We start from the raw sequence: 26,908 nt of genomic DNA, 5'->3' as shown, positions 1-26,908 counted from the left end.
ATGTAAATGTGTGACATAGTAATTACACAACCTTAACATCATACCAAGAATATGTTTGCCTGAAAAACCCTATCTTAGTCAAGTAGAGGATAATGGATTTCCAGAATTGATATGGATGCAGAGTTAGCAAAAGACCATTAAAAAAAGCGCACTTCTGTTGAAATGCTATTGATAGTAGTAGGTAATAAAAAATATCTATGTAAATAGAAATCAATCGGTTTAAAATTATAATTATTTCTGTTTTAAGAAATAGCTTAATTCATAATCAAATTTATACGAAATAAAAAATCGCACTTAGGAAAGTCACGGTGAACCGTATCATAAGTAGTGGCGGTCAATAAAAAGAACGAAGGAATCCTGTTAGGTTCCTTCGTTTTCTAGTTTTTCTATAAATTTTTGAAGTGCTGTTTTGCTTCAGGCGAGTTTAAATTAAATTGAGATTCATCTTTTAATGATGAGATAGGTCCATTTAAAGGTATAGTGCTCGCTAAATTTTGAGTAGAGTTGTAAGTGACATTGATAGATTATCCATTGGGATAATTGCAATTAAAAATAATAGAATCTCTATTATTATACTTTTATAAACACATACACCTAAATGTACAAATAATGGTACTCTTAATAGGTTGGATTGAATAACTTACGAAAAATTGTAAATGGTGGCTTTAAAAAAATGGAAACTAGAAATGCATATATATATAATTCGCATCAAAGATGTCTCGATAGGAAATTGGATCCTTATACACTTCCGATTCCTGGAGGGAAATTGTCAAAAAGTGAGTTGGTACAAAAGAAGAGGATTCTTGATGATACCATTACAGTGGCGAGAAAATTTATGACGAAGTTAATAGCTGAACTTGATGGGACAGCTGTTTTAATCGTTATCACTGATCATGAAGGATACATTATTGAGTTGTACGGAGATGAAATGATTAAGTGCCAAAGTGAATCGTTAGGTTTATCTACCGGAATCAGGTTAAAGGAAGAAGAGGCGGGAACGAATAGTATTGAAATGGCACTAAAATTAGGGGAATCTGTCCAACTCATTGGATCAGACCATTTCTTCCATTGTTTACATGAAAGTGCTTGTTTCTCTGTACCATTCAATTCTTTAGGTAAAATAGGCGGGACTATTTCGGTGATGATGGCTGCTCATCATGCAAGTTCGTTCCATTCAGGATTACTCCAGTCTGCGGTGGATTCTATAGAACGAGAGGTTAAAGTAAAGCAGCAGAATAAGAAATTATTAATCTTAAATCAAGTGCTGATGGAAAACAGTCGAAACGGGGTCATTATGACCAATGAGGACGGAAAAATAATTGAGATAAATCCTTTTGCTGAGAAAGTATTATCTTGCAATAAAGAAGAAATATGCAATCGCCCTATTACAGAAATCGCAGTAATTGGCGGGTACATGGAAAATGTTTTGAAAGGGAGTAAAAAGTACGAAGATATTGAAATATCTATATCCAATAAAACGTATTTATTTGACTCATTTCCAATTTATAATGAATCCAATCAAATAATTGGAGTATTTGGCCAGTTTAGAGATATTACAGAAAGACTCGTATTAGAAAGGCAACTTATGCTAAGTGAGAAATTGTCAGCAATAGGAAAGATAAGTGCCGGACTTGCTCATGAGATTAGAAATCCTCTTACTTCAATCATAGGTTTATTAGAAGTCTTTAAGGTGAATTTAAAAACAGATAATGACAAGCAAAAAGAATATTTTAGAATCATCTTCAGTGAATTAGAAAGAATAAAAAATCTTGTTCAGCAATTTGTAATGATGGCTAAACCAGATGCAAAAGAAGTCTCTAAATCCAGAGTGAGTATACATGAAATTATAGAAGATATTTTAACGTTAATGGAAAATGATTTTAAAAATAAAAATATAAAGGTCCATTATCAGGCTACTTTTAAAAATAAAATTAATGTAGATAAGGATAAAATCAAGCAAGTTTTTCTAAACGTCCTGCGAAATTCCTTTGAAGCCATTGACTTTGAAGGCAATATATCAATTGCTGTCGATCAAAATCAATCTGATGGTGAGGTTGAAATTACAATCAGAGATGATGGATCTGGAATGGATAAAGATACGTTAGAAAAACTATCCACTCCTTTTCATTCAACGAAAGAAAGCGGGTTGGGACTGGGATTATCGATGAGCTATCACATTATTGAGTTGCATAGAGGAAGAATAAAAGTAAAAAGTGAGAAGGAAAAAGGCACAATCTTTACAATTTGGTTGCCGCAATCTTAAAAATTCAGTACCATTATTGGTGTGTAAGAAAATAGATATGAAAAAAGTTTAGAGGATATTAACTACTAATATCTTCTAAACTTTTTAGTTTCAAATTAAATATTGTTTAAAAACTGTAAAATTGTTTCGGAAACAAACAAAAAGGCAGCATCCCACTTGGAGATGCTGCGGTAGAATTCTTTGTTCCTAAAGAACTCTAATGGGTTTGGCACCCAATAATGCTGATTTAACGATCTTTAATTAACATTTTCGATGTCAAAAATACTACTATTTCAATATAACATAGTAAACCGTGGAATCATTAATAATTATGTATTCTGTGTTTAAGTTTATAAGAAAAACCATATTCGATAAAAGAGGAAATAAACCATCTCATAAGTTGGGGTAGTTTTAATAAATACCACCTAGAACGTTGATTTGTCATCGTTCTAGGTGGTTTTAATTTTTCATGCTTGTCTGTTTTAATATTCCTACTCAACTCGATTTTTTTATTCTATAGTCGTTTTATCCTGGACATTTTCAACATACATTAAAAAAACTTAGAGACATAGGGGGAATTAGTTGCTGCTGTTCTTTATTCTTTTCTCCATTTGCTGTCTTGCTTATGGACTAATTAAAAAACGTTTCATCGCTCTCACCTTTCCTATAATCGGACTTATTATTTTAATGGTTGTTAAGGTGATTTTAGTACCGCTTCCATTAAAGGAAACAATTCTTTTTATTTTTGATTTACGATAAAAATTTGAAGAAAGAAGGTCTAGATGAAAAAAATCGACAAAAAAGTTGCTGATGCCTATTTCCGTGAGAAAAATACGTACATGGCTATTTATTTTGTTATTTGGTTTTTAGTGTCTTTTGTTATGGTAGCGCTTGCAGACTCATTAACTGAAGTTCAATTTTTAGGGTTCCCGTTCCACTATTTTATGGGGGCAATTGGAGCTTTGCTTACTTTCATTATTTTACTTTTTGTAAATGCAATTGTTGGGGACAAAATTGATAAAAAGTATGGGATTAGTGAAGCGCGAAATGAAGAGATAGGCGCAAACAATATGATGAATCACTAATGAGAGGAGGTAATTTATGGATAATCAATTTATAGTGTCAATGTTAATTATACTGGCTACATTTGCTTTATATATTTGGATTGCAGTTTATAACACTGCTAAACAAACATCGGACTTCTATGTTGCTGGTCGTGGGGTGCCACCAATTTTTAATGGAATGGCAATTGGGGCAGACTGGATGAGTGCAGCATCCTTTATCGGGATGGCTGGTACGATCATGTTACTTGGCTATGATGGATTGGCTTATATTATGGGATGGACTGGCGGATATTTATTTTTAACGATATTACTTGCACCGCAGCTTCGTAAATTTGGTCGCTATACTGTACCTGAATTTATCGGGGACCGTTTTAATAGTAAAGCAGCACTAATAATAGCAGCTATATGTACAATTATTATAAGCTTCACGTATTCAATCGGACAGCTATCAGGTTCTGGTGTTGTAATTGGACGTCTCTTTGAAATTGATGCGAAAATTGGAACGCTAATCGGCGTTGTGCTCATTGCATTTTATGCTGCATTTGGTGGTATGAAAGGTATTACTTGGACTCAAGTAGCACAATACGTGATTTTAATTATCGCATATTTAGTACCTGTTATTTTTATGTCATTCCATTTGACTAGTAATCCCTTACCATGGATTTCCTATGGCGAAATTTTAACGAAAATGGGTGAACTCGATCGGGAACTCGGTATTTCGGAGTATTTTGCACCTTTTACAAATGGAACTAAGTGGCAGTTTTTAGCTCTTATGTTTACGTTAATGTGTGGTACAGCTGGACTTCCGCATGTAATCGTACGTTTTTATACAGTAGGTACTATGAAGGCGGCTCGTTGGTCAGGTGCATGGGCATTAGTTTTTATCGGGCTTTTATATTTTAGCGCACCAGCTTATGCAGCTTTTGCTCGCTTTATTTTAATGACGGAAGTGGCTGGTAGAAAAATTGCTGAGCTACCGGCTTGGACTCAATCATGGATTGATACAGGTAAATTAGGGATAGCCGATACGAATGGTGATGGCATTCTTCAATGGCTAGAACTGCAAATTGCCAATGATATTGTCGTAATGGCTACACCTGAAATTGCAAACCTAGGTGTATTTGTTATTGGACTCGTGGCAGCAGGCGCAATGGCAGCTGCATTATCTACAGCTGGTGGTTTAATGATTTCTATATCCTCGTCATTTGCACACGATATTTATTATCGCATCATCAATCCACAGGCATCTGAACAAAAACGCCTGTTAATAGGTCGTATTTCAATTGTTGTGGCAACACTGTTGGCTGGTATTATTGCATTAAACCCACCTGGTGCCATTACTCAAATTGTTGCATGGGCATTCGCGCTTGCAACAGGTACCTTCTTCCCAGCACTTGTTTTAGGTGTCTGGTGGAAGCGTGCTAATGCAAAAGGAACAATAGCGGGTATGCTTGTCGGTTTAGCGGTTACACTTATTTACATCTTTAGTGCGAAGTACGGTGGCTTTACGGTATTAGGCATCATTGATACAGGTGCTGGTATTTTCGGAGCAATTGCTGCCTTCGCTACTAATATTATTGTTTCGCTTTCAACACGGGCTCCTTCACAAGAACTTCAAGATGCCGTTATAAACCTTCGTTATCCAGAACAAATGGTTTATAAAGACGGTGAAGTTTATTTAAATGACGGGTCATCTAAAGAATAAAAATTGAGACCGCAGTTCAATGTACAAAGAAATTAAATAATAAATAAAAAACGTTATTTTGCCTTAAATGCAAAATAACGTTTTTTATGTGTTAGTTCTGTTGTTCTTTAACTTTTACCGATTTGAAAATAGACAGTAAGAAAATAACCAAACCTGCAATACCAATTCCTAAAATTGTGTTAAAGGATGCGCCTGTGTAAAATCCGCTACCGAAGTAGAAAATTTCTCGTAAACCTTCAGAAGCAAAGCGAATTGGTACCCAAGGACGAATGAAGTTTACGAAGAAACTTGGAAGCATTTCCTGTGGTGTCATAAGAACACCCATACCTAAAAGCATGACAACCATGAATAATGTAATGGCCGGTTTGCCGATCCATGCGGTAATTGCTGATACTAATAAGTAGAAACAGAATGCCGCAAATGATACAAAGAAGGCAACTAGGAAGTAGCTTGGCATGTTAATACCGGCGATCTGTGCAAGTGTTGCAACAGTAAAGCCTGAGAATAGGGCGATAATAATGCCGAATAATACTTGCCCGCCAATAAGGCCTAATGTTTGTTTACGTGTTAACAGTTCTTTCTTAAAGATGCCTGATGTTGCTAAAAATACAATGAATCCACCGATTAACGCACCTACCCATGCAGGTACTGCCAATAAAGTTGGAGCACTACCATTTGCAGTAGAAGCTGTAATTGGATTGTATATTTTTTCTTCAGGAACAATTGGATTTACTAAAACAGAAGCCTGTGCAGCATCAATCTTTTCAGTGCCAAGCTGAGCTAGGAAGTTGGCGGAATATTGACTATTTACCTCAGTTACAAAACCGTTTAAAGCAGTTTTTGCAAAGTTTGCACCTGTCATATTAAAGCCTTGGTTAATATATATTTGCAGTTTTGCCGCTTCATTGTTTGTTAGTGCATTTTGTAATGTGTCATTGTAGCCTTCAGGAATGACAAGTGCTGCATAATACTTTTTATCTGCAAAAAGTGCCTTGATATTTTCTTCATTCTCATTTGTAAATGCTATAACGGGTTCTGCACCGTCTATACCTTTACTCATTTGTTCAACAGCCTTGCGAACAGTATCAACGTGTTGCCCCTCATCGTTAACAATAAGAGCAACCGGCAGATTTTTTACTTGCGGATTTCCCTGTGCGAATAAGTTTACCGAAAATAGTGCAATGATTAATATAACAGCAATAGGAGCAGCCCATGCTAATTTTTCTTTAAATAATCTCAAATGAATTTCACCCTTTCTCAAATTTCAACATGTTGTTTATTATTACTCGTTTATTTTATAATTTAAGGGGAAATCAAAGCAATCAACAAAATAAACAGATTGTTCATTTTTGGTGAAAGAGGGTGTTTTTTTGAGCGTTTATACAGAAAAAAATCGAAGAACAAAAGAGCTTATTCAAAAATCATTTATGGAGATGCTGGAAAAGAAAACTTTCGATTCAATTACAGTAGGGGATATTGCGAAAACAGCCAAGATTAATCGTGGAACGTTTTATTTACACTTTATCGATAAGTTTGATTTGCTAGATCAGATTGAATTACAACTGTTTGAAGAGCTAGGGGATCATATTGATGAATTGCAATTAAAATACTCATCTACACATACGTTTGAAAAAGGACAAGAGCAATTAGCTTCCGCATTATTTAATTCGATAAAAATGCAGGCACCATTTTTAAAAATCTTTTTAAGTGAACATGGAAGAGCGGGTTTTCATCTTCGGTTTAGAGCAGCCTTTTCAGAAAAAGTGCGTGTAAACTTGGAGGGGAATGAAAGCTTTAATGCAAATTTAAAGGTCCCGATGGAGTACTTTTTAGCCTTTATCACATCTGCTTTTTTAGGATTAATTGAACAATGGGTTCAAAATAATTTAGACAAGACCCCTGAAGAGATGACTGCATTGTATATTGATATTATCTCCTTTATCCAAAAGAAAAATAATTAGGCTGTTGTGTAATTAGCGCAATAAAAAAAGAAGGTATAATACCTTCTTTTTTAAATACTGCTTGTACGTTGCTTTTTAATGAATCGAACCGCAACGATAATGGCAGCAATTGCAATAATCACATAAAATAGTTGTCTATATTGCTGTGAGACAGAGACAATTCCAAAAGAAATAGAGGCTAATACAAGTCCATAAATCATGTTACCAATTGTAGTAGCTGAGATAAAATACGATATTTTCATTTTGCTTAAGCCGGATACGATGTTAATTAAATTCGTAGGAAGGAATGGCAAAATACGGCCTGACAAAACAAATAGAAAGCTGTTTTGATTGATTTTCTGCTCATATTTTTTTAGTTTTTCCGAAGTAAATAAATTTGCAAAAAAATAGCGGATGGAAATGAAAATCGATGTACTTCCAATAACACTGCTGAATGTACTAAAAAAATAACCACGCCAAAACCCAAACAATGCAATATTAATTGTGATAACTAAAATTAACGGAATAAATGTAAATAAGTTTTGCAGGAGCATTAATAACATCATTATTAAAATAACGATAGTTAGATTATTATGAGCAAGCTCTAAAATAAGCTGGGGTGACAGATCGGAAACAGAAATACCGCTTTTGTAAAGTGCAAAGAATAAACCTGTTAAAATTGCTGGAAATAGAGTCCCTCGTATAAACAACGATTGTTTTTTCATTTTGTAACCTCTCTTAATATAATTCCATTCGATAGTTTAAATGTATTTAATGGAAATTGCTATTAACAAGATTTGAAAAATATGAAAAACGATTACACCTTCTGAGTTATATCTCGTTGTAACCTTTTTTAGTACTAATAAAGGTATATAATTTGATATGATATTCAAGTATAAATCTGGAAACTATAATTTAATTTTCCTTAACAAGATATTGGAAGGGGGAGATGCCATGAGTAAAAAAGATGAAGCATTAACACAAATTGAACAAGTATTGAAGGAATTGAAAAAGGGTGAGGAAGAAAGTGCTGCCACAGCGGTTATAGGACAGCACAGAGGAAACACCAATATTTCCGGAGCAATATTTAAGGTTATATTTAAATTTTGGGGATTTAAGATTTTATTAATTGCACTGCTTCTAAGCCTCATTACCTTTGGAGGTACTTGGTTATTTTTCGGAAATACATTGAAAAAAGATAGTACAGTATTTGTAGAACAGGTTCAGGAATTAGCAACGCTCGCAACGGCTGAAGCACATGTGAAAGTAGTCATTGAGCAAAAGGATAATAAGCTGTTCGGAAATGATATTTCGGTTAATTTACCAGGTACAAAAAGGGAGCTATTATTAATTGTCCCTGCCACAGTCATTGCAGGTGTTGATCTTAAAGGAATAACTTCGGATAATATCAAAATCAACGAAGATGATAAAGAGTTAGAGATTGTCCTGCCACGAGCAACACTGATACAGGATCCTGCAATTCAAATGGATGATGTCAAAACTTTCTCGGACGAAGGATTATTCCGTGGGGAAGTGAAGTGGGATGAGGGATTTGATCTGGCAGCAGTAGCGCAAAAGCAAATTAAAGATGAAGCCATTGAAATCGGGTTGCTGGAATCAGCAGAAAAAAGTGCGGAGAAAGTTCTCGCAGGTTTTTTCCGAAATCTAGGCTATGCTGTGAAAATAACATTTAAATAGATTTTAATTATATCCGTTTAAACAAGAAGATATATTTTGCTGCTTCAAACAGTCTAATTACTAAATTAGGCTGTTTTTTATTTTCTTAAGTACAGAATAATTTGAATAATATATGAATCATTTCTAGCAATTTAAAAATTATATTAAAATTATTATTCATTTATCATGAATATTATTATATAATCACTTTGTTAATGTTCGTGAAAATAAAATATTTAATCTATAAATCACTTATTATAATTAATAATATAGTTTATATACGAACTATATTTAATTAATTTTAATTAAAGTTCGTGTTTTTGGTTAAATGAATAATGAGGAGTTTTAATGTGGGGAAGTTTGAAAACAAGTGGATGCGTGCTGTCATTCCGGCTTTATTGATTCACTGTAGTATTGGTACAGTATATTGCTGGTCATTATTTAAGGGTGATATTGCCTCTTACATCGGAAAACCTGTCAGTGAAGTGGAATGGGCATTCAGTATAGCTATTTTTGTTCTTGGTATGTCTGCTGCTTTTGGCGGGAAATTTGTTGAAAAAGATATTCATAAGTCATCTTTGCTTGCGGCCATATTTTTTGTTGTTGGGATGGCAGCAACAGGATTCTTTATTTATCAAAAATCCTTAATCGGAATTTACATTTCATATGGAGTTGTTATGGGCATTGGGCTTGGAATTGGCTATTTAACACCTGTAAAAACACTGATGCTTTGGTTTAAAGATCAAAAGGGATTGGCAACCGGTCTTGCCGTTGCAGGCTTTGGTTTAGCAAAAGTTATTGCAAGTCCTTTGATGGAAAAGTTACTTGGTGATCGAAATAGTGAAGGGATTTTAGTAAATCCTACAAATATCTATACTATGTTTTATATTTTGGCAGCAATCTATTTAGTAATGATGGTTGTCGGACACTTAATTTTAAAAAAACCGGCTGGATATGAAGAGGAAAGTTTACAAATGCAAAGCTTTAGTTATAGAAAAGTATTAACGAATAAGACATTTATCGGTATTTGGCTGATGTTCTATATTAATATTACATGTGGCTTAGCGTTAATTTCACAGGAAAAAGGCATTTTAGCTTTCATTGGATTTGGAGCGATTGGTTTAGTTAGTTCGCTCACAGCTATTTTCAATGCAGGTGGACGAATTGCATTTTCTTCTTGGGGGGACCGTTTAAAAGATCGTAACTCCATTTATAAAATTATTTTTATTTCTTCTATCAGCATTATTTTATGTACCGTTATATTTGATGGAATAAATAATTCCATGGCCATTCTAATCATTGCCTTACTTTGTATTGTGAATGCAGGTTACGGTGGAGGATTCTCATCTTTACCGCCACTATTATCAGACCGCTTTGGTATCGATAGTATTTCAACTGTGCATGGCCTAGCCTTATCTGCCTGGGCGTTTGCAGGATTGACAGGCAACCAGCTAAGTGCCATTATTCTTGAAAAAACACAATCTTATGACATGGTATTATATGTAATTACAGCTTTGTTTACGCTTGCCACTTTAATTAGTATATTCGTGGTTAAACCGGAAAAAGTGAACTTGGAAAAAGAAGAGTTTGATGAGAAAAAAGAGATAATAATAGGATAAAGTGTGAAGGGTGCTTTAATAAAAGCATCCTTTTTCTTCGTAGGACAAAAAAGCCAAGTTTAGGCTCCATTGGGGATGAAGCTTAAACTTGGCTATATTAATTAAATTTCAAATTCGGTAATTTCATTGTTCTTTTTAGGACCTTTACCATTGCCGTTACCGTTGCCATTCCCATTCCCATTCCCATTGCCATTGCCATTGCCGTTGCCATTACCAGGCTTTACAACAGTCACATCAAACGTTAATGTATGCTCACCATATGTTACTGTAACAGAAGTAGTACCTTGGCCTTTTCCTTTTACAGTGCCTGCTTTAACAGTAGCAATCTTATCGTTTTCAACTTGGTAGTTTGCAAGGTTTGTAACATCTTTTTCTGATGTTTCACCGTTCAACGTTGATACTTCAGTAATTTTAACCTTAACTTCTTTCCCGATGCTTGTCTCAACTTGAGTTTGGTCGACTTCCAGTGTTACAACTGGCTCTTCTATTACAGGAGCTTTAACTGTTACAGTTACTGTTGCTTCATTTTCACCATGTTTAACAGTAATTGTCGTTGTGCCTTCCGCTACTGCAGTTACTAAACCGTTTACAACTGTAGCAACATTTTCATCTGCCACAACATACGTAGCTTGTGAAGTTACGTCTTTTTCTGTTGCATCGCCTTCAGCAGGTGTTGTTGTTTCAGTCACAGCAAGCTGTGCTGTTTCACCAGCTGTCAGATCAAGCTCTGTTGGAGTTACAGAAATAGTGACAACTGGTTCTACTAATTCTTTTTCAAAGATAATCGCTTCGCCAACATTTCCTGCAGCATCTGTAATGACTACTGTTACAGCATTTGTTTCTGCTGTTACCGGGAATGTAAAGCTGCCGTCCTGATTTAAATTGAATGCAACCGGCGCTTGTACTTCGCCGTTTACAGTCGCAACATATGAAGCTTTTAATTTATCATTTAAATTGTAGTTTAAGCCGTATAAATATAATTCTTCATTGTAGTCGATATACTTATCTGTTACTTGTCCTGAAACGACACCGTCAGCCTCTGAACCTGTAATTTCCGGTTTTGTCGTTTTTACAACTACCGGTCCTACATAATCCGATACTACTCCTGTAGCTGCAAGTCCCGTAAAGTCAATTGTATATAGACCATCCGGAATAGTAGTTGCAGGTGCACTGCCCCATGGTTTGTATTGCCCGCCAATATTTAGCGTATATGATCCTTTTCCAAGTGAAGTACCTGAATGCAGATAACCGATATACCCGTCCCCATATTCTCCGCCTTCAGGGTTCATAATATCCCAAAGCTCAATATAGTTTGTAGATACATCTCCAGTTAATGTGAATGAAAGTACAGCTGAGTCTTTAATACCGTCACCGTTAAATGACAGGTCTGACTCTGTAATTTTTAGATCTTTAATTTCAGTAGCTGCCGCGCTGCCAAAGTCAGCTGCGAAAGGTAATGAAGCTTCTGTAGATCCACCGTTTATATGGATAAAGCCTAAAATTTCAGAGCCATTTGGTGCCACAGCTTGTGAAGCAGTTAATGTAATGTTTAACAGCTGCTCACCAGCTAAATTAAAGGTAGACTGATCGACTGTAACAGCTGCATCGCCAAATGTTTTTGTCACATCAACGGATACGTTGTAACTGCCGCCATTTCCTTTCATATCTTTTACTAATACTTGTTTCGTTACAGAAATGTTTCCGTCTTTCAGTGATTGCGGACCAAAAGTAACCGTTCCTTTTTTGTTTTCTACAATTGCACCAGTGCTATCTAAAACTGCTGTATCAAGTGCATACGCAAGAATTTCCGGATGAGCTGCTGCATAAGCATTTACGCGTCCCGCACCTTGAGAGAACACATCATATTTTGCTGTATCCAGCACTTTTGCTGTATTCGAAAGGGCAACTTTTACATCGAAAGCATCCCAATCTGGATTTGCTTGTTTTACTAATGCTGCAATACCTGCAATATGCGGTGTTGCCATAGAAGTACCTGTTTTACGAGCATACGCTTCGTTGTAAACTGCTTCAGGGAAGTCCACTTTATACATAGGAATCGTTGACATAATATTTGTCCCAGGTGCCGTGACATCTGGTTTAATATCGAAGTTTGGTGTAGAAGGTCCACGTGAACTAGAAGAGTTTACATCATCTCCAGTTGTCGTAGTTGAAGCAAACTTGCCGAAGCTTACTTTCCCTGTTCCACCTGCCAATGCAGTGCGAATTGCATTGCCGTCTGTTACTGACATATCGAAAGTTGGCAGGAACTCAAAAGAGTCACCAAGGAATGTGCCTGAAATGTCCGGTGCATTCGTTCCACCGGCAAAGTTATGGATAATTGTAGCGACTGCACCGTTTGCTTTAGCATTTGCAATTTTATCAACAAATGCAATACTACCGCGCGAAATTAATGCCACTTTACCTTCAACATCAATTCCTTCAAAATCTTTCACTTCCCCGTTTCCAGGAATCGCAACTAGATCAAACTCACCTTGAAGCTGAGCTGCTAAGTTTTTACCAAAAGTTGTTCCCATTAAAGGAAGCTGTTTTGTAAAGTTATAGTCGCCAACTGTAATATTAACCTCTCCGTTATACATTGTTTCCGGATTTGTTGTGTTACCGACTGCAATCCCTAAGCGGGCAGTTGCAGGTGTGCCCATTGTTCCACGGTTTGGACCTGAGTTTCCTGTTGCAACAACACCGATTGTTCCAGCCATCATTGCGTTATTGATAGCAAATGATCCTGCATCCGTTTCAGTGTTAGCACCACCACCAAGTGAAAGGTTAATAACATCCATTTCTTCTATAACAGCTGTTTCAATTGCTTTAACAATACCTGATGTCGCACCGCTTCCGTATGCTCCAAGAACGCGGTAAGCATAAAGGTCTACTTTTGGAGCAATCCCTTTAATACCGAATTCGTTAGCGCCAATTGCCGCAATTGTGCCGGCAACATGCGTACCGTGAGAAGTATAGAACGAGCTTCCGTTTGCATTAAATTCAGGTGTTCCTGCTGGACGCTCTGAAGGTAATGTTTCCGATGCATCGTCATCTGCACGAGGTTTAGCGTAAGTTGAAGAGTTAGGAATAAAGTTCTTCCCGCCTTTATAAATGTCAGCAAATTCAGGGTGGTCTGCATCAATACCTGTATCAAGTACTGCCACTTTTATCCCTTGTCCTTCAATTCCTTCATTCCAAAGATTTTCAATACCAAGGAAAGAAATACTTGTATTCATTTGTGCTTCCAATTGCTCATCTTTAATAAGTTCTGATGATTTCGATTTTGTTGTAATTTCTTCTGATGCGTATACCGTTGCATCCGGTTCAATTAAAGTGATTCCTTCTACTGATAGCAGTTTTGGAATGTCATTTGCTTTAATTGTAGCTGCAAACCCGTTTAGTACCGTATCAAAAGTGTATCCTTGAGTCATTTGCACCTGTTTGGCAGTTAACTCTTTTTTTACTTTTGCCTGTTGTGCTTTTACATTTGCGCGAACTTCATTTGCGCGGGCATTAGAAAATTTTTTGCCTTTAATTTGGCTGATTCCTTGCTCTAATGCTACCGGTTTTTCAGATAGATGAACGATAACTGCAACCTCTTGATTGCCTGAAATATTTTGCAGGCTTTCATGAAGAGTTGGACCATCTTTAGACAAGCTTAGCTGTTCAGCAATCGCCGCTTTTAGCTGGAGGGTACTTTCACTCTGTCCATCCTGCTTAAATGGTTTTAATTCCTCAGCACTTGCATTCGAGAATGGAACTAATAAAGAGAGCACCATAACGAAAGCTAGAATACTGCTAAAGAATCTCGTAAATTTAAACTTTTTCAATCCTCATTTCCCCTTTGTATTAAATTTTCGCACTATTCTGTTTAATGCGGTATTACCAATTTATCACAATTGAATTTATCCGAATATCGAAATTTCTGTATTTTCCAAAAGATTGATAAATAGTATCAGTCTGGTAAATAGAGGGTAAATCTATCTTCCTAGTAATTTGGTAAAATAGTAGAACTTTCATACGAAGGAGGGAACTAATTCACTAATTAGGGGAAGGAGATTGTATATATTTTTAATAAAAGGAAGTAAGAGTGGTTAAACTTTAAAGTGAAAAGTATAAAGGGGAAAAGATATTTATACTTTTCAAATAAAAATCAATGGGGGATGGCAATGTCAAATATGGATTTTAAACGCAACTATGCAAAAGCAAGTGGCAAGCAAAGTGCGAATAAGCTAGAAGTAAATCAAAATCGTAAAAACTCCAAGCAAGAGGAGTTTGTATCAGAACTTGATTTTATTTTTAATGCAGCTCCAGCAAAAGAAAGCAATGTTCCTGCTAAAAGAAATAAAACAGGCATGAACGAACCTGAAAGTGAACGAACTGCCTGGAACTAATTTATATTTGACATCTATTTTTTACATTGAATTAAAGAACTAAGGCATAAGCCTTGGTTCTTTTTTATTAGTAGTTACTTTTTAAATTGCAAACCAGTTATATCATTTAACATTTTGGTTCGGCAATTACATAACTGATTGATTTAGTAATGATTTTCCTTATCTACCTTCTTTTCATTTTCGTCAATTTCTTTCATGTATTCCTGGTATTCTTTCTCCACTTCCGATGTTGAGGGGAGAATGTGTTCCTTTGATGAGTCGATCCGCTTTCCATAACGAATCATCTTATAAATTATCATCCCGTTATTTGGCTTTCCGTTAAATGTGGTCATCGGAACTGCATCGAATAATACATAATAAAATGCATAAAAAACAAAGCGATCCCAAAATGTTTTATATTCTTCAATCACCCCGTTAGCAATCAGAAAATTAATCGTAAGACCGAATACAAGATTGATTAAAATAGGTCCCGAATAAATGCTAATATAGGCAAACTTATTTTCATGTTTTAATTTGTCATACGAAAACCAGCTATAAAAATGATAGCAACTGCGGATATCGAACATACCAAACTTTAAAACTCTACGCCCGGATCCGATCGTTACTCTTGGTTTAATTACTCCGAAAAGCCAACTGACTATTACGTATCCCATCTCCCGAATAAATACAACAGCAGGCAGGATAATAAATGCAGAAATGACAAGTGAAATGAGATCGGATATGCCAAACATATTACTATCCCCTCCCAATGAATACTTGTAAGTTGATACCCCCGATTATCAATTCAAAACATAAGCAATCGCTTGATTAACAACACTTACATCCAATTTGTTTGGGGGAAAAAATAGTATAGAGAAATAGTAAAAAAAGTATTGGACTGTATAAATCCTCTAAAGAAACACAAGCCCTCATCACTCATTTTGGTAATTATATCGACCTAAAAAAATTTTTCGCTGAATAATTTATTGCTACTTCATTATGAATTTAACAATTAATTAACAAAAACACTTTTGAAAAAAGATAAAAACGGGTAAGGATAAGTTGTATCTAAAAATGAAAGGTGTGGAAGTGGAATGTCTGAAAAATTATTTACTGCTATTGCAACTGCTTCAGGAGGACGTGAAGGGAAAGTACAGTCGGATGATGGGGTAATTCAATTTGAAACAGCAATGCCAGGAACACCGCGAGCGAAAAAACTTGAAAATGCAACAAACCCGGAACAATTATTTGCTTCAGGTTATGCTGCTTGTTTTGATAGCGCTCTCCAATTAACGGCAAGTAAAGCCCGTGTTAAATTTACGTCTGAAGTAACAGCTAATGTCAGCTTATTGAAAGATGAACAAGATCAAGGGTTTAAGCTTGGTGTTGTGCTTCAGGTGAGAGGGACAGATATAGAGCGCGATCAATTAGAAGAACTGGTGCATAAAGCGCATGAAGTATGTCCTTACTCAAAAGCAACAAGAGGCAATATTGAGGTCACGCTTGAAGTGATTTAAATAAAGTGTCTGGCTTATAAAGATTACAAAATGTAGGTACTTTTAACCCATTTAAAAAAATTAGTGTAATAATAAAGTTTTGTTTTTATTATTTTTTAGAATATTTTGTTTAATTTTTACTGAGTGGGGTACGTATCAATTGAACCTATTTAATAATATTAAATTCCAAAACCCTTAATCTCTCTTCTATTATTTGCTAGGTAGTGTGAGGGTGTTTAAATCAATTGAGAATAAAGGACAGCATAAGAAGTTATAAATTCTACCTAGCTAATGAAGAGTAATTTTATGAAAAGTTACCATCATTTCATTAAAAATCAGCAAGACAGCAGTAAATTTTTACAGCTATGATTCGCTGCTTAAGAACGAAAGGATGAGATTTCATTTGAGAAAGATATTATTTATTTCCGATCATGGCGACCCTTTAATTCCACTTGGAAGTAAACAAGCAGGTGGACAAAACAATTATGTAAAACATTTAGCCCTGCAGCTTGATGGGCTTGGGTACAGTGTTGATATTGTTACCCATTGGAGTAGTGAACAAAAGCCGGCAGTTGAACAGCTGGGTGAGCACAGTAAAGTTTACCGCTTTGCAGGTGGTCAAAAAGGCTTTGTTGATAAGCGTCAGATGTTTACTTTACTTCCTCGTTTATACGAAGAAATGACCGAAACACTGGATATAAGCAGTTATGATGTTGTTCATACCCATTACTGGTTATCAGGAGTACTTGCATATAATCTGCAAAAAGAATATTCATTTTACTGGTGCCATACAAATCACTCCCTTGCCATTGCAAAAGAGCAAGGTACAGGCTTTATAGAAAGTAAGCGTAAGCACTTTGAAAAACTAATTATGGAGCAAGCGGATGTAGTTATTGCTACTACTCCAAATGAAAAGCAACAGATTGAAGTTTTTACAAAGAAAAAAAGTGCAGTATCTGTTGTGCCGGTAGGAGTTTCACCAGTGTATCTGGCATCCCCTGAGGAAGTGGACCAGTTTGCATTTCCATACTATTTTTATGCCGGCCGTTTAGAAACATCAAAAGGGATTTTTGATCTTTTAGAAGGATTCAGACATATGCTGAAAAAGTATGATGTCCCGGATAACGTGAAGCTGCTTATTGCAGGTGGCTGTCCGGAATCAATTGATATTAAAAACTATTGCCCAAAAAGCGAACCGCTAAAAGAAGCAATTAAAGGAATGGAAGATCGTGTATTATTCCTCGGCCCCAAAAATGAAAAACAGTTAAAGAACCTTTACGGTGGTGCCTTAGCAACCATTATGCCTTCACATTATGAATCATTTGGTATGGTAGCTGCAGAAGCGCAGGCTTGTGGCTGTCCTGTAATAGCGACACATGTAGGCGGACTAAAAGATGTCGTCAAATCCGGAGTGACTGGCCTTCATATACCAAAAGCAAATGTGCAAAAATTAAGCGATAGCATGGCGTATTTCTTAAATAGCTCGCCTAAACTATTAAAAATGCGTCGTGATGCAAAACAATATGCAATGAAAGAATTTAACTGGTCTCTCATTTCCCGCAAAGTAAAGGAGCTGTATGAACGAAAAAATGCTTACATTTCCTTACCTTAAACCTCGTGTTTTAGCAACAGATTTAGATAATACGATTGTTAGCGATAAGGTTCCACATACCGATTTGTGGGAAACGCTGGCACTTGAAAACACATCTCTTATATACATTACAGGAAGATACAGGCAGTCGGCGATTGATTTAATTGAACGCGAACAACTGCCAAAGCCGGACATTTTAATATGTGACGTTGGAGCTTCAATCTACCTTGGTCCTTCATTTGAGCTTGATCAGGAATGGGCGAGCAATATTAAGCAGGAAGACTTTGAACAGGTTAATACGATTGCAAAATCCATTGATATCGCCAGACAGCCAATTAATACCTCTTGGCGATTGGCTTATTTTGCGAATGAACTGCAGGTTCAAATACTTAAGAAAGCGATTAAGCAGCATAATTTAGCAGTTGATCTTATTTTCAGCAGTGAAAGAGATGTAGATATTCTCCCTGCAAAAATTAATAAAGGTGCTGCTCTGAAGTATGTACTTAATAAGTGTAAATATGAGGGCGAGGTAGTTGTAGCGGGGGATTCGGAAAATGATCTCAGTCTTTTCAATCTCGGCTATCCTGCAATTGCAGTTGGAAACGCATGTGACGCCATATTAGCAATATCGCAAAATGACCATATTCATTATGCAAAAGGGCACGCATCTGCCGGTGTAAAAGAAATATGGGAAAAACTTTACACGCCATTATCACAAAAGATTCAATAGGTTTTTACTAGACAAATATTTTTTGACTTTACTTCACTATTTTTGCAGATTACAGCCTATTCTTTAAAATTTGTTTCTAAACAATAGGCAAGTAAATAGGTTATTCCGAATTCCTTTCATACGTTAGTAAAGATACATCAAGATGAAGGAAGGAGGATAAAATTGGTTAATAGAAACTGGTTTAATTCTTTTAATGATGAAAGAGGTCAATCGTTTTTCAATAATGCACAGCAATTACCAACGCAAACGGGACCAACTCAGTATGCATCACCGCAAGTATCGCCAACGAGACAATATGTTCAAAGAAATATATCGAACACGGTGGTGCCACACGTTCATCCATCACATTTAACAACGGTCAACCAACATTATATTAACAACCAACACTATTTCCCTCATACACAATCTGTTGTGAATGAGTGTTTCGAAACTAATACAATGTGTGGAACACCGTTTAGACCACATGGTGACTGTGGTTGTTCAAAACGAAGAGGCTGGTAGTCGTTCCTCAATAATTGCATCTAAAAATTAATAAAAAAGATAATAGCACCGTCCTGTTAATGGATAGTGCTATTATTCATGAAAAATAACATAAATATTCCATCTATTTCTGTATATTTTTTTGGTTTTATCAATACATTGAAAGAAAATAACTCATATAAGGAGAAATTACTATTCCAAAAATCGCTTCAGTAAGTACGCATACACCGCCTTTCACATTAGCTCAGTCGAATATTGAGCAATTGACGAAAGAACTTTTTCAACATAAAATTCCAAAGTTAGAACGGTTATTAAAAGTTTTTGAGAATGGTGAAATAAAAACAAGAAATTTATGTGTTTCACCTGACTGGTATCGTGAAGATCATACATTTGAAGAACGCAATGAACTTTATATAAAACTGGCTACCGAGTATAGTGTTGAAGTCATTCAAAAATGTTTAACAAATCGTTCCTTTTTACAACAGGACATCTCTACTGAAGATATAGATGCTATTATTTTTATTAGTAGTACAGGCATTTCAACACCAAGTATTGATGCACGTGTTATGAATATTCTACCTTTTTCAAATGAACTAGTCAGAATCCCGATATGGGGGCTAGGCTGTGCAGGGGGAGCGGCAGGTATTAGTAGGGCTTCTGACTATTGCAAAGCGCACCCCAAGGCAAAGGTACTTGTCGTTTGTGTGGAACTATGCAGCCTTACATTCCAGAAAGATGATTATTCTAAAAGTAATCTCGTAGGTACTTCATTATTTGCTGATGGAGCGGCTTGTGCCCTCGTGTGCGGCGATGATGTTGAGCTAGAGCAAAATGTACCAATCCCATATATTAAGGGACGTGGCTCAAAGTGGATGCCGGATTCTGAAGATGTAATGGGCTGGGATGTAAAGAATAGCGGTTTGCATGTAGTATTTTCAAAAAGCATACCGGTCATTATTTCAAAGTGGCTTGGACCATTTATCCATGAGTTTTTAAATAAGTACGATGTTTTACCTGAACAAATTGTAAACTTTGTAGCACATCCTGGTGGAAAAAAAGTGTTGCAAGCATACGAGGAAACACTGAATTTAACAACGGAACATACAGATGTTTCACGTGAAATACTTCAAAAAAATGGAAACATGTCTTCTCCTACAGTCCTGTATGTTTTGGAGCAATTTATGTTAAATGAAAAAAGAGCGGATACTTTAGGTTTATTAGTTGCTCTAGGGCCAGGTTTTAGCGGAGAAGTCGTATTATTGGAATGGAGGGAGTAAGCTGGTTTTTTATATTGTACTAGCTTTTGTAATTATTCAAAGATTAGTAGAGCTAGTAATAGCAAAAAGAAATGAAAAATTAATGCTTGCTAGAGGAGCATATGAAGTAGGTGCCTCTCATTATCCATTCATGATTGTACTGCATACTGGCTTTTTTGTAAGCCTTCTTATTGAAGTCGTGTTTTTCAGTGGCCAGTTTACGCCGCATTATATATGGCTCATTTTATTTTTATTGTTGCAGATGTTAAGAGTATGGTGTCTAGTTTCATTAGGATCTTTCTGGAATACAAAAATTATTATTTTACAAGGAGCAAATGTAGTAGCGAAGGGTCCGTATTCTTTTATCCGTCACCCAAACTATTTGGTTGTATGTTTAGAAATTGCTGTATTGCCACTTATGTTCCAGGCATATTTTACAGCTATCTGTTTCACAATTTTAAATTTCATTATCCTTTCTATTCGTATTCCACTGGAGGAAAAAGCGTTAAAAGAAGGGACGAACTATACTGCCTATTTGGAACGTAATAATGTTAAGCAGCCATAAATAAAAACACTGATTCTTTATTAAAGGATCAGTGTTTTTTAGCTTTAAATAGAATACACAATGGCTGATTTTATGTATATTTTCTTGGCTGGAGGGTATAGAACTTACAGAATGACTTTACCGAAGTTTAATTCTAATACTTTATCCAACAGGAGGGGTCTTTTTGAAAGCAGTAACGTATCAAGGTGCCAAAAAAGTAGAAGTAAAAGAAGTTCCGGATGCAAAAATTGAAAAGCCAGATGACATTATTGTACGTATTACCTCAACGGCAATTTGCGGGTCAGATCTCCATATTTATCGCGGGGCAGTTCCGGCACGAGAAGATTTTGTTATTGGACATGAACCTATGGGAATCGTGGAAGAAGTCGGACCTGATGTGACAAAAGTTAAAAAAGGGGACCGCGTTGTTATTCCTTTTAATGTTGCTTGCGGCGAATGCTTCTACTGTCAAAATCAATTGGAAAGCCAATGCGACAATGCCAACGAAAATCCGGCGATTGATTCGGGTGCCTATTTTGGATATACAGAGCGCTATGGTAACTTCCCGGGTGGACAAGCAGAATACTTGCGTGTACCGTACGGAAACTTCATACCATTTAAAGTACCTGACAATTGTGAACTAGAGGATGAGGCATTGCTGTTTATATCTGATGTATTGCCGACTGCCTATTGGAGTGTGGAACATTCGGGTGTTAAAAAGGGAGATACGGTTATTGTATTAGGCTCTGGCCCAATCGGCTTAATGGTACAGAAATTCGCATGGATGAAAGGTGCGAAGCGTGTAATGGTAGTAGACCCTTTAAACTATCGTTTAGAACATGCAAAACGTACAAACAATGTGGAAATATTTAACTTTGATGATTTCGATGATGTAGGAAATCATCTTCATGAGCTTACACATGGAGGTGCCGATGTAGTGATCGACTGTGTAGGTATGGATGGTAAAATGTCCCTTGTAGAAAAGGCGCAGCAAAAACTAAAGCTTCAAGGCGGAACCTTAAGTGCGATTGATGTTGGAATTAAGGCTGTCAGAAAATTTGGTACAATTCAGCTGACAGGTGTATATGGTTCAAAATACAATATGTTCCCATTAGGCAATATTTTCGAGCGCAATGTAACAGTGAAAACGGGACAAGCACCGGCTATTCATTATAGTCCAATGCTTTATGAAATGGTTGCTGAAGGGAAGATTGATCCAACAGAAATCATTACCCATAAAGTGCCGCTATCTGAGGCTAGTGAGGCATATAAGAAATTTCATGACCATGAAGATCAAAGTATTAAATTTATTTTAAAACCATAGTAATCTTTTTTCTGTGAATTTAAATAAAAGCATTTTATATAACATCTAAAACATTGCGGATGCAAGGTTTTAGATGTTTTTTAATGAAAACACTGCTTCCAATTGATGCTCTTATATATATATCCGTAGTATGATGGAATTAAGTTGGAAAAAGGAGATGAATGTGAATGAAGAAGTATTATCAAATAGTTTTATTTACAGTGCTAATCGTCATTTTAGCTGCATGCGGTAAGGAAACGGCGGAAAACGAAGAACAGGAAACCACTGTAAATTATGCTGAAGAAGTTACAGAAAATCCAATTGTTACGATCACAATGGAAAATGATGAAAAGATCGTTATTGAGCTAGAGCCAAAAACATCACCTAATACAGTGGCCAATTTTATCTCCCTTGTAGAAGATGGGTTTTATGATGGACTAATTTTCCATCGTGTCATTCCCGGTTTCATGATACAAGGTGGAGACCCGGATGGTACAGGTATGGGTGGACCTGATTATACAATTAAAGGGGAATTTACCTCAAACGGATTTGAAAATACGTTAACACACGAGCGAGGTGTAATCTCGATGGCTCGTTCCCAAGATCCGGATTCGGCGGGCTCACAATTCTTTATAATGACGGAGCAAGCAACACATTTGGACGGTGACTATGCAGCATTCGGCAAGGTAACTGAAGGAATGGAAACAGTTGATGAGATTGTTGCTGCTGAACGCGCGAAAAATGATAAACCGCTGGAAGATCAAAAGATAAAAACAGTTGAAGTTGACACGAAAGGCTTTGATTATCCGGAGCCAGTCGTTCAAAAATAATATGTAAGGGAGTAACCGTAATTAATTATTCGGTTACTCCCTTTTTCCATCCTGCACCTTCTAATAAATAAAGTGAAGGCATGGAGAGCAGTTGTTTTACATCATAAGGACCTTTCTTTTGTAAAAAGGCTTCAACCAATCGATACCCGGTACAATACCCAATCCAAGGGGGTAAATTTAATGCCGAATCCCCGAATAAAAAGGCTTGATGTTCATGCAAACCTGACACATGCAATGCTTGGGTGAAATGAGTATCCCAATAACTTAATACTTCCTCCAAGGAATACCGTTTTGTCCATGAACTTAATGCATACTCTCCATATAAGCTTTCCACCGCATGCTCGGCCAGTCCTTCCATAAGCAATGAATCAAGTAATGTAGGGGGTTCTATTAAAAACCTGCGCCTGCAAATATGATGATATTCATGGGTAAACAGTGCATGAAGTTCTTTTATTGTGACGCGAGGGGATACATACAAACAAATGCCATTAGGATAGGCAACACCATTTTTTACAAATCCGTTTTTTATTGGCAAAATGGCAACAGGTATATCCGGACCGTTCCATAAAAGTATTAATTCCTCTAAAAGTCTTTTTGATATATGCCAAACATCCAATGTTAAGCGGAGTTCCTCATGTTGAAGCAGCCCCTGTTGTAAAAGTTCAAATTGAACGGCCTCAGGTGGAAATCGAGGGAAAATGGATTGGATGATTGGATAGGCTGCCAGCTCACGATGCTCCGTCTTTTCAAATAATAATTTTGTATCAAGAATGGGCATAATTTTCTCCTTTTTCTTAGTGTATGAACTAGACGATGCGCATGTATGTGCAAAAAGCTTGAACATATAGTAGAAAAACTTACAGAAAGGAGGAGAACTTATGAATCACCAAGAGGCATATGATTTGTGCTGCAAACATCACGGAAAACGTGTCAGAATAAATGATAATAAAGGAAATGTCCATGTTGGAAGAATTACGAAAGTAGACAATCGTATGGTTTGGATTATGCCTGATAGGGCGGGCTATGGAATTGGTTTCTGGGGATTTGGTGGAGGATATGGAGCACCAGGTTTTGGCTATGGTATTGCATTAGGAGCAATTACAGGTATTGCACTAGCATCAATTTTTTTCTGGTAATAATAAAAAGGCTGTCACAAAAAATGTGCCAGCCCTTTATTTTATTTATCATTTGTAAAGAAAATAGCAATTGTTCCTCGACCGACATGTGCACCGATCACCGCACCAATTGTTGTGGTTTCAATTGCTTTTGGGTGTAATGAATCTGCAATTGCGGCTTTTATTTCTAGCATTAATTCCTCATCATTACTGTGGGAAATACCGACAACTTTATTCGAAAAGTCTCCTCCACGTTCTTTCATAAGGGCAATCATACGTTGGGTAGCCTTTTTAAATCCACGTGTTTTTTCTATTGGTACAAGCTTACCATCATCCATATTTAAGATAGGCTTAATATTAAGTAATCCACCCATAAAAGCACTCGCTTTTGATACACGACCGCCTTTTGCTAAGTGGTTTAAATCGCCAACTGTAAATAGATGCTCCATTGAATTAGCCATTGTTGTTAGTTTTTCAACGGCTTCATTAAACTCAATACCAAATTTATTTAAACGTACGGCTTCTTTCACTACTAAGCCTTGCCCGTAAGAAGCACATTTCGTATCAATAATTTCTAATTTCAAGTTTGGATAACTTTCTAATACCTGATTTTTCGCCAAAATTGCTGTTTGGCATGTACCAGACAGTTGAGATGAAAAGGCAATATAAACTCCCTCTTCACCGGATTTTGCTAATTCTTCAAAAGCGTTGATAAATACTTCTAATGAAACTTGTGATGTTTTAAGTTGCTCACCTTCAGCAATTGCCGCGTATACCTGGTCTGTTGTGATGCCAATAATGTCATCATACTCAACACCTTTCACTAACACGCGTAACGGAAAAAGATGTACTTCTTCGTTATCAAAAAATGATTTCGGTAAGTCAGAACCACTATCCGTATAAATTTTCATAAACATCCCCCTTATCTCACTCAGATTTGATTTTAGTTTTAATTTAAATTATGAACTATTTAAATTTGTCATGTCTTTCCTATGATAACTGTATTTATTATATAGTTTATGCACAGAGCGATGCCTACTATTCTTACAAAATATTGCCGATATTTCAAGTTGATATTTATAGAAATTCCATTTAATGAAAAGTATAAGCTTCTCATTGTAGCATAACGTAAAATAGACAAAATAGTTAGAAAAAAGTTGTTAGAAAATAAAGAAAACATAAATAAATAATTTTAAGCTTCTACAAAATATGCTCATAAATGTTTCGCCTATTCTCGCAAAAGACAACCTTTTCACTTGCTTGCATTGTCTCGGTTTGTATATATTTTAATCTTTTCACAATTGTGTTACACTACAATAAGGTAATAAATGATATAGAATCAATGGAATCGTCTCCTATAAAGGGTTGTCGATAGTAAAATAGAGCGCTTACATTATTCTAAAAATCTTAATATATATGTAAGGGAAGGTAAAAATGAGTAACAAGCATATCAAATCAGACGTTATCTTAATTGGTGCCGGAATTATGAGTGCTACTTTAGGTACAATGCTTAAAGAATTAGCACCGGATTGGAAGATCAAAGTATTTGAGAACCTAGCTAAAGCGGGTGAAGAAAGCTCTCACGAATTAAATAATGCCGGAACTGGGCATGCTGCTTTATGTGAGCTTAACTACACAAGCGAGAAAAAAGACGGAACAATCGATATTACAAAAGCGATTAACGTTAACACACAATTCCAAGATTCACTACAATTTTGGACACATTTAGTTAACACAAAGCAAATCGAGAAACCTGAAGAATTCATTATGCCACTACCACATATGAGTATGGTACAAGGTGCTAGCAATGTTGAGTATCTTAAAAAGCGTCATGCAGCAATGACAGCGAATCCATTATTCGAAGGTATGGAATTCTCAGATGATCCTGAAACACTAAAACAATGGATTCCTTTAATTATGAATGAACGTAAATCAAGTGAACCAATTGCTGCAACAAAAATCGATTCTGGTACGGATGTTAACTTTGGGGCGTTAACTCGTACGCTAATTACGAATCTACAAAAGCAAGATGTAGATGTAAACTACAACCATAATGTTTTAGATGTAAAACGTTTAAAAGATGGTTCTTGGGAAGTAAAAGTTCATAACAAAGAAAACGGTAAAGTCGAATACCACATTGCGAAATTTGTATTCCTTGGAGCTGGTGGTGGTAGCCTTGAGTTACTACAAAAATCCGGTATTCCTGAATCAAAACATATCGGTGGATTCCCGATTTCTGGTTTATTCTTAGTGTGTAACAATGAAGAAGTAGTGAATCAACACCACGCAAAAGTATATGGTAAAGCAGCGGTTGGTGCGCCACCGATGTCGGTACCACACTTAGACACTCGTTATATCGATGGTAAAAAATCATTATTATTCGGACCATTCGCAGGCTTCTCTCCGAAGTTCTTAAAAACGGGTTCAAATATGGACTTATTTGCATCGATCAAACCACATAACTTATTAACTTTACTAGCTTGTGGTGTGAAAGAAATGTCGTTGAGCAAATATTTAGTTTCTCAATTAGTTCTTTCAAAAGAAGCACGTATGGAGGAATTACGTCAATTCATTCCAACTGCTAAGTCAGAAGACTGGGAAGTTAGCGTTGCAGGTCAGCGTGTACAAGTAATTAAAGACACAGACGCTGGTAAAGGGACATTACAATTCGGTACTGAAGTTGTAACTGCACACGACGGATCTATCGCAGCATTATTAGGTGCATCTCCAGGTGCTTCTACAGCTGTATCTGTTATGTTAAAAGTAATCAACCAATGTTTCCCGGAAGAGATGAAAGCTTGGGAGCCGAAGATTAAGGAAATGATTCCATCTTACGGTGAAAACTTAGTTGAAAATACAGAACTTCTTAAAGAAGTACATGAAACAACAACGAAAGCTTTAGGTTTAAACAAAGCATAATTGTTAATAGGAAGAACCTTTAAT

Annotated in this window: 23 protein-coding genes; 17 read left to right on the top strand and 6 right to left on the bottom strand. The window is 36.2% G+C overall.

Annotated elements, in window-relative coordinates:
- Positions 1–631: 631 nt before the first annotated feature.
- The 3 genes from CBM15_RS13400 to CBM15_RS13390 all read left to right on the top strand — a co-directional run bounded on the left by CBM15_RS13400 (position 632) and on the right by CBM15_RS13390 (position 5,011).
- Complete coding sequence (locus CBM15_RS13400) at positions 632–2,263, top strand: ATP-binding protein (protein WP_239835852.1); 1,632 nt, start codon at positions 632–634, stop codon at positions 2,261–2,263.
- Positions 2,264–3,024: 761 nt separating this feature from the next.
- Positions 3,025–3,327, top strand: coding sequence for a DUF4212 domain-containing protein (locus CBM15_RS13395; protein ID WP_008408321.1), 303 nt, complete (start codon positions 3,025–3,027; stop codon positions 3,325–3,327).
- Positions 3,328–3,343: 16 nt separating this feature from the next.
- A complete protein-coding gene (locus CBM15_RS13390; protein ID WP_087617899.1) occupies positions 3,344–5,011 on the top strand; it encodes a sodium:solute symporter family protein in 1,668 nt (555 codons plus the stop codon).
- Positions 5,012–5,102: 91 nt separating this feature from the next.
- Here CBM15_RS13390 and CBM15_RS13385 read toward each other — a convergent pair whose 3' ends face one another.
- Positions 5,103–6,251 (bottom strand): YhgE/Pip domain-containing protein, encoded by a 1,149-nt coding sequence (locus CBM15_RS13385; RefSeq protein ID WP_087617898.1) that lies wholly within the window; start codon positions 6,249–6,251, stop codon positions 5,103–5,105.
- 130 nt (positions 6,252–6,381) lie between these two features.
- On the opposite strand from CBM15_RS13385, the gene CBM15_RS13380 reads away from it, so the two are divergent.
- Positions 6,382–6,972, top strand: coding sequence for a TetR/AcrR family transcriptional regulator (locus tag CBM15_RS13380; RefSeq protein WP_087617897.1), 591 nt, complete (start codon positions 6,382–6,384; stop codon positions 6,970–6,972).
- 50 nt (positions 6,973–7,022) lie between these two features.
- Here CBM15_RS13380 and CBM15_RS13375 read toward each other — a convergent pair whose 3' ends face one another.
- A complete protein-coding gene (locus tag CBM15_RS13375; protein WP_087617896.1) occupies positions 7,023–7,676 on the bottom strand; it encodes a TVP38/TMEM64 family protein in 654 nt (217 codons plus the stop codon).
- A 229-nt stretch (positions 7,677–7,905) separates the two neighbouring features.
- On the opposite strand from CBM15_RS13375, the gene CBM15_RS13370 reads away from it, so the two are divergent.
- Both CBM15_RS13370 and CBM15_RS13365 read left to right on the top strand, forming a co-directional pair.
- Positions 7,906–8,649, top strand: a complete 744-nt coding sequence (locus CBM15_RS13370; protein WP_087617895.1) for a DUF4230 domain-containing protein — start codon at positions 7,906–7,908, stop codon at positions 8,647–8,649.
- A 329-nt stretch (positions 8,650–8,978) separates the two neighbouring features.
- Positions 8,979–10,247 carry an OFA family MFS transporter gene (locus tag CBM15_RS13365; protein WP_087617894.1) on the top strand — a complete coding sequence of 423 codons (1,269 nt, stop codon included), beginning with the start codon at positions 8,979–8,981 and terminating at the stop codon, positions 10,245–10,247.
- Between the two features lie 101 nt (positions 10,248–10,348).
- Here the strand turns inward: CBM15_RS13365 and CBM15_RS13360 are convergent, their stop codons facing one another.
- The gene (locus CBM15_RS13360) at positions 10,349–14,077 is read right to left on the bottom strand and encodes a S8 family serine peptidase (protein WP_087617893.1); all 3,729 of its coding nucleotides are present in this window, start codon (positions 14,075–14,077) and stop codon (positions 10,349–10,351) included.
- Between the two features lie 339 nt (positions 14,078–14,416).
- Here CBM15_RS13360 and CBM15_RS13355 point away from each other — a divergent pair, with 339 nt between their 5' ends.
- Positions 14,417–14,641, top strand: coding sequence for a hypothetical protein (locus CBM15_RS13355; protein WP_087617892.1), 225 nt, complete (start codon positions 14,417–14,419; stop codon positions 14,639–14,641).
- Positions 14,642–14,784: 143 nt separating this feature from the next.
- Here CBM15_RS13355 and CBM15_RS13350 read toward each other — a convergent pair whose 3' ends face one another.
- Positions 14,785–15,372 carry a hypothetical protein gene (locus CBM15_RS13350; protein WP_087617891.1) on the bottom strand — a complete coding sequence of 196 codons (588 nt, stop codon included), beginning with the start codon at positions 15,370–15,372 and terminating at the stop codon, positions 14,785–14,787.
- A gap of 342 nt (positions 15,373–15,714) precedes the next feature.
- Between CBM15_RS13350 and CBM15_RS13345 the strand changes: the two genes are divergently transcribed.
- From CBM15_RS13345 to CBM15_RS13310, 8 genes are all read left to right on the top strand, one after another.
- Positions 15,715–16,137 (top strand): organic hydroperoxide resistance protein, encoded by a 423-nt coding sequence (locus tag CBM15_RS13345; protein ID WP_087617890.1) that lies wholly within the window; start codon positions 15,715–15,717, stop codon positions 16,135–16,137.
- Between the two features lie 382 nt (positions 16,138–16,519).
- On the top strand, positions 16,520–17,728 hold the full coding sequence (locus CBM15_RS13340) for a glycosyltransferase (RefSeq protein WP_087617889.1): 1,209 nt from the start codon (positions 16,520–16,522) through the stop codon (positions 17,726–17,728).
- Complete coding sequence (locus CBM15_RS13335) at positions 17,706–18,437, top strand: HAD-IIB family hydrolase (RefSeq protein ID WP_239534847.1); 732 nt, start codon at positions 17,706–17,708, stop codon at positions 18,435–18,437. Before CBM15_RS13340 ends, CBM15_RS13335 begins: the two co-directional genes overlap by 23 nt.
- A 162-nt stretch (positions 18,438–18,599) precedes the next feature.
- Complete coding sequence (locus CBM15_RS13330; RefSeq protein WP_008407064.1) at positions 18,600–18,938, top strand: CotD family spore coat protein; 339 nt, start codon at positions 18,600–18,602, stop codon at positions 18,936–18,938.
- 173 nt (positions 18,939–19,111) lie between these two features.
- Entirely contained in the window at positions 19,112–20,194 is a 1,083-nt protein-coding gene (locus tag CBM15_RS13325) for a type III polyketide synthase (protein ID WP_193433798.1), read from the top strand.
- Between the two features lies 1 nt (position 20,195).
- A complete protein-coding gene (locus CBM15_RS13320) occupies positions 20,196–20,738 on the top strand; it encodes an isoprenylcysteine carboxyl methyltransferase family protein (protein ID WP_087617886.1) in 543 nt (180 codons plus the stop codon).
- A gap of 163 nt (positions 20,739–20,901) precedes the next feature.
- Complete coding sequence (locus CBM15_RS13315; RefSeq protein ID WP_008407061.1) at positions 20,902–22,041, top strand: zinc-dependent alcohol dehydrogenase; 1,140 nt, start codon at positions 20,902–20,904, stop codon at positions 22,039–22,041.
- 167 nt (positions 22,042–22,208) lie between these two features.
- A complete protein-coding gene (locus CBM15_RS13310) occupies positions 22,209–22,850 on the top strand; it encodes a peptidylprolyl isomerase (protein ID WP_087617885.1) in 642 nt (213 codons plus the stop codon).
- A 25-nt stretch (positions 22,851–22,875) separates the two neighbouring features.
- Here CBM15_RS13310 and CBM15_RS13305 read toward each other — a convergent pair whose 3' ends face one another.
- On the bottom strand, positions 22,876–23,628 hold the full coding sequence (locus CBM15_RS13305) for a DUF2268 domain-containing putative Zn-dependent protease (RefSeq protein WP_087617884.1): 753 nt from the start codon (positions 23,626–23,628) through the stop codon (positions 22,876–22,878).
- 100 nt (positions 23,629–23,728) lie between these two features.
- On the opposite strand from CBM15_RS13305, the gene CBM15_RS13300 reads away from it, so the two are divergent.
- Entirely contained in the window at positions 23,729–23,986 is a 258-nt protein-coding gene (locus CBM15_RS13300; protein ID WP_008407058.1) for a hypothetical protein, read from the top strand.
- Between the two features lie 41 nt (positions 23,987–24,027).
- Here the strand turns inward: CBM15_RS13300 and CBM15_RS13295 are convergent, their stop codons facing one another.
- A complete protein-coding gene (locus CBM15_RS13295) occupies positions 24,028–24,876 on the bottom strand; it encodes a DegV family protein (protein WP_087617883.1) in 849 nt (282 codons plus the stop codon).
- A gap of 523 nt (positions 24,877–25,399) precedes the next feature.
- Between CBM15_RS13295 and mqo the strand changes: the two genes are divergently transcribed.
- Positions 25,400–26,884 carry a malate dehydrogenase (quinone) gene (gene mqo / locus CBM15_RS13290; protein ID WP_014822386.1) on the top strand — a complete coding sequence of 495 codons (1,485 nt, stop codon included), beginning with the start codon at positions 25,400–25,402 and terminating at the stop codon, positions 26,882–26,884.
- Positions 26,885–26,908 lie beyond the last annotated feature (24 nt).

Source organism: Solibacillus kalamii (assembly GCF_002174535.1).
GTDB classification, from domain to species: domain Bacteria; phylum Bacillota; class Bacilli; order Bacillales_A; family Planococcaceae; genus Solibacillus; species Solibacillus silvestris.
This window is presented reverse-complemented; position numbering and strand designations above follow the sequence as displayed.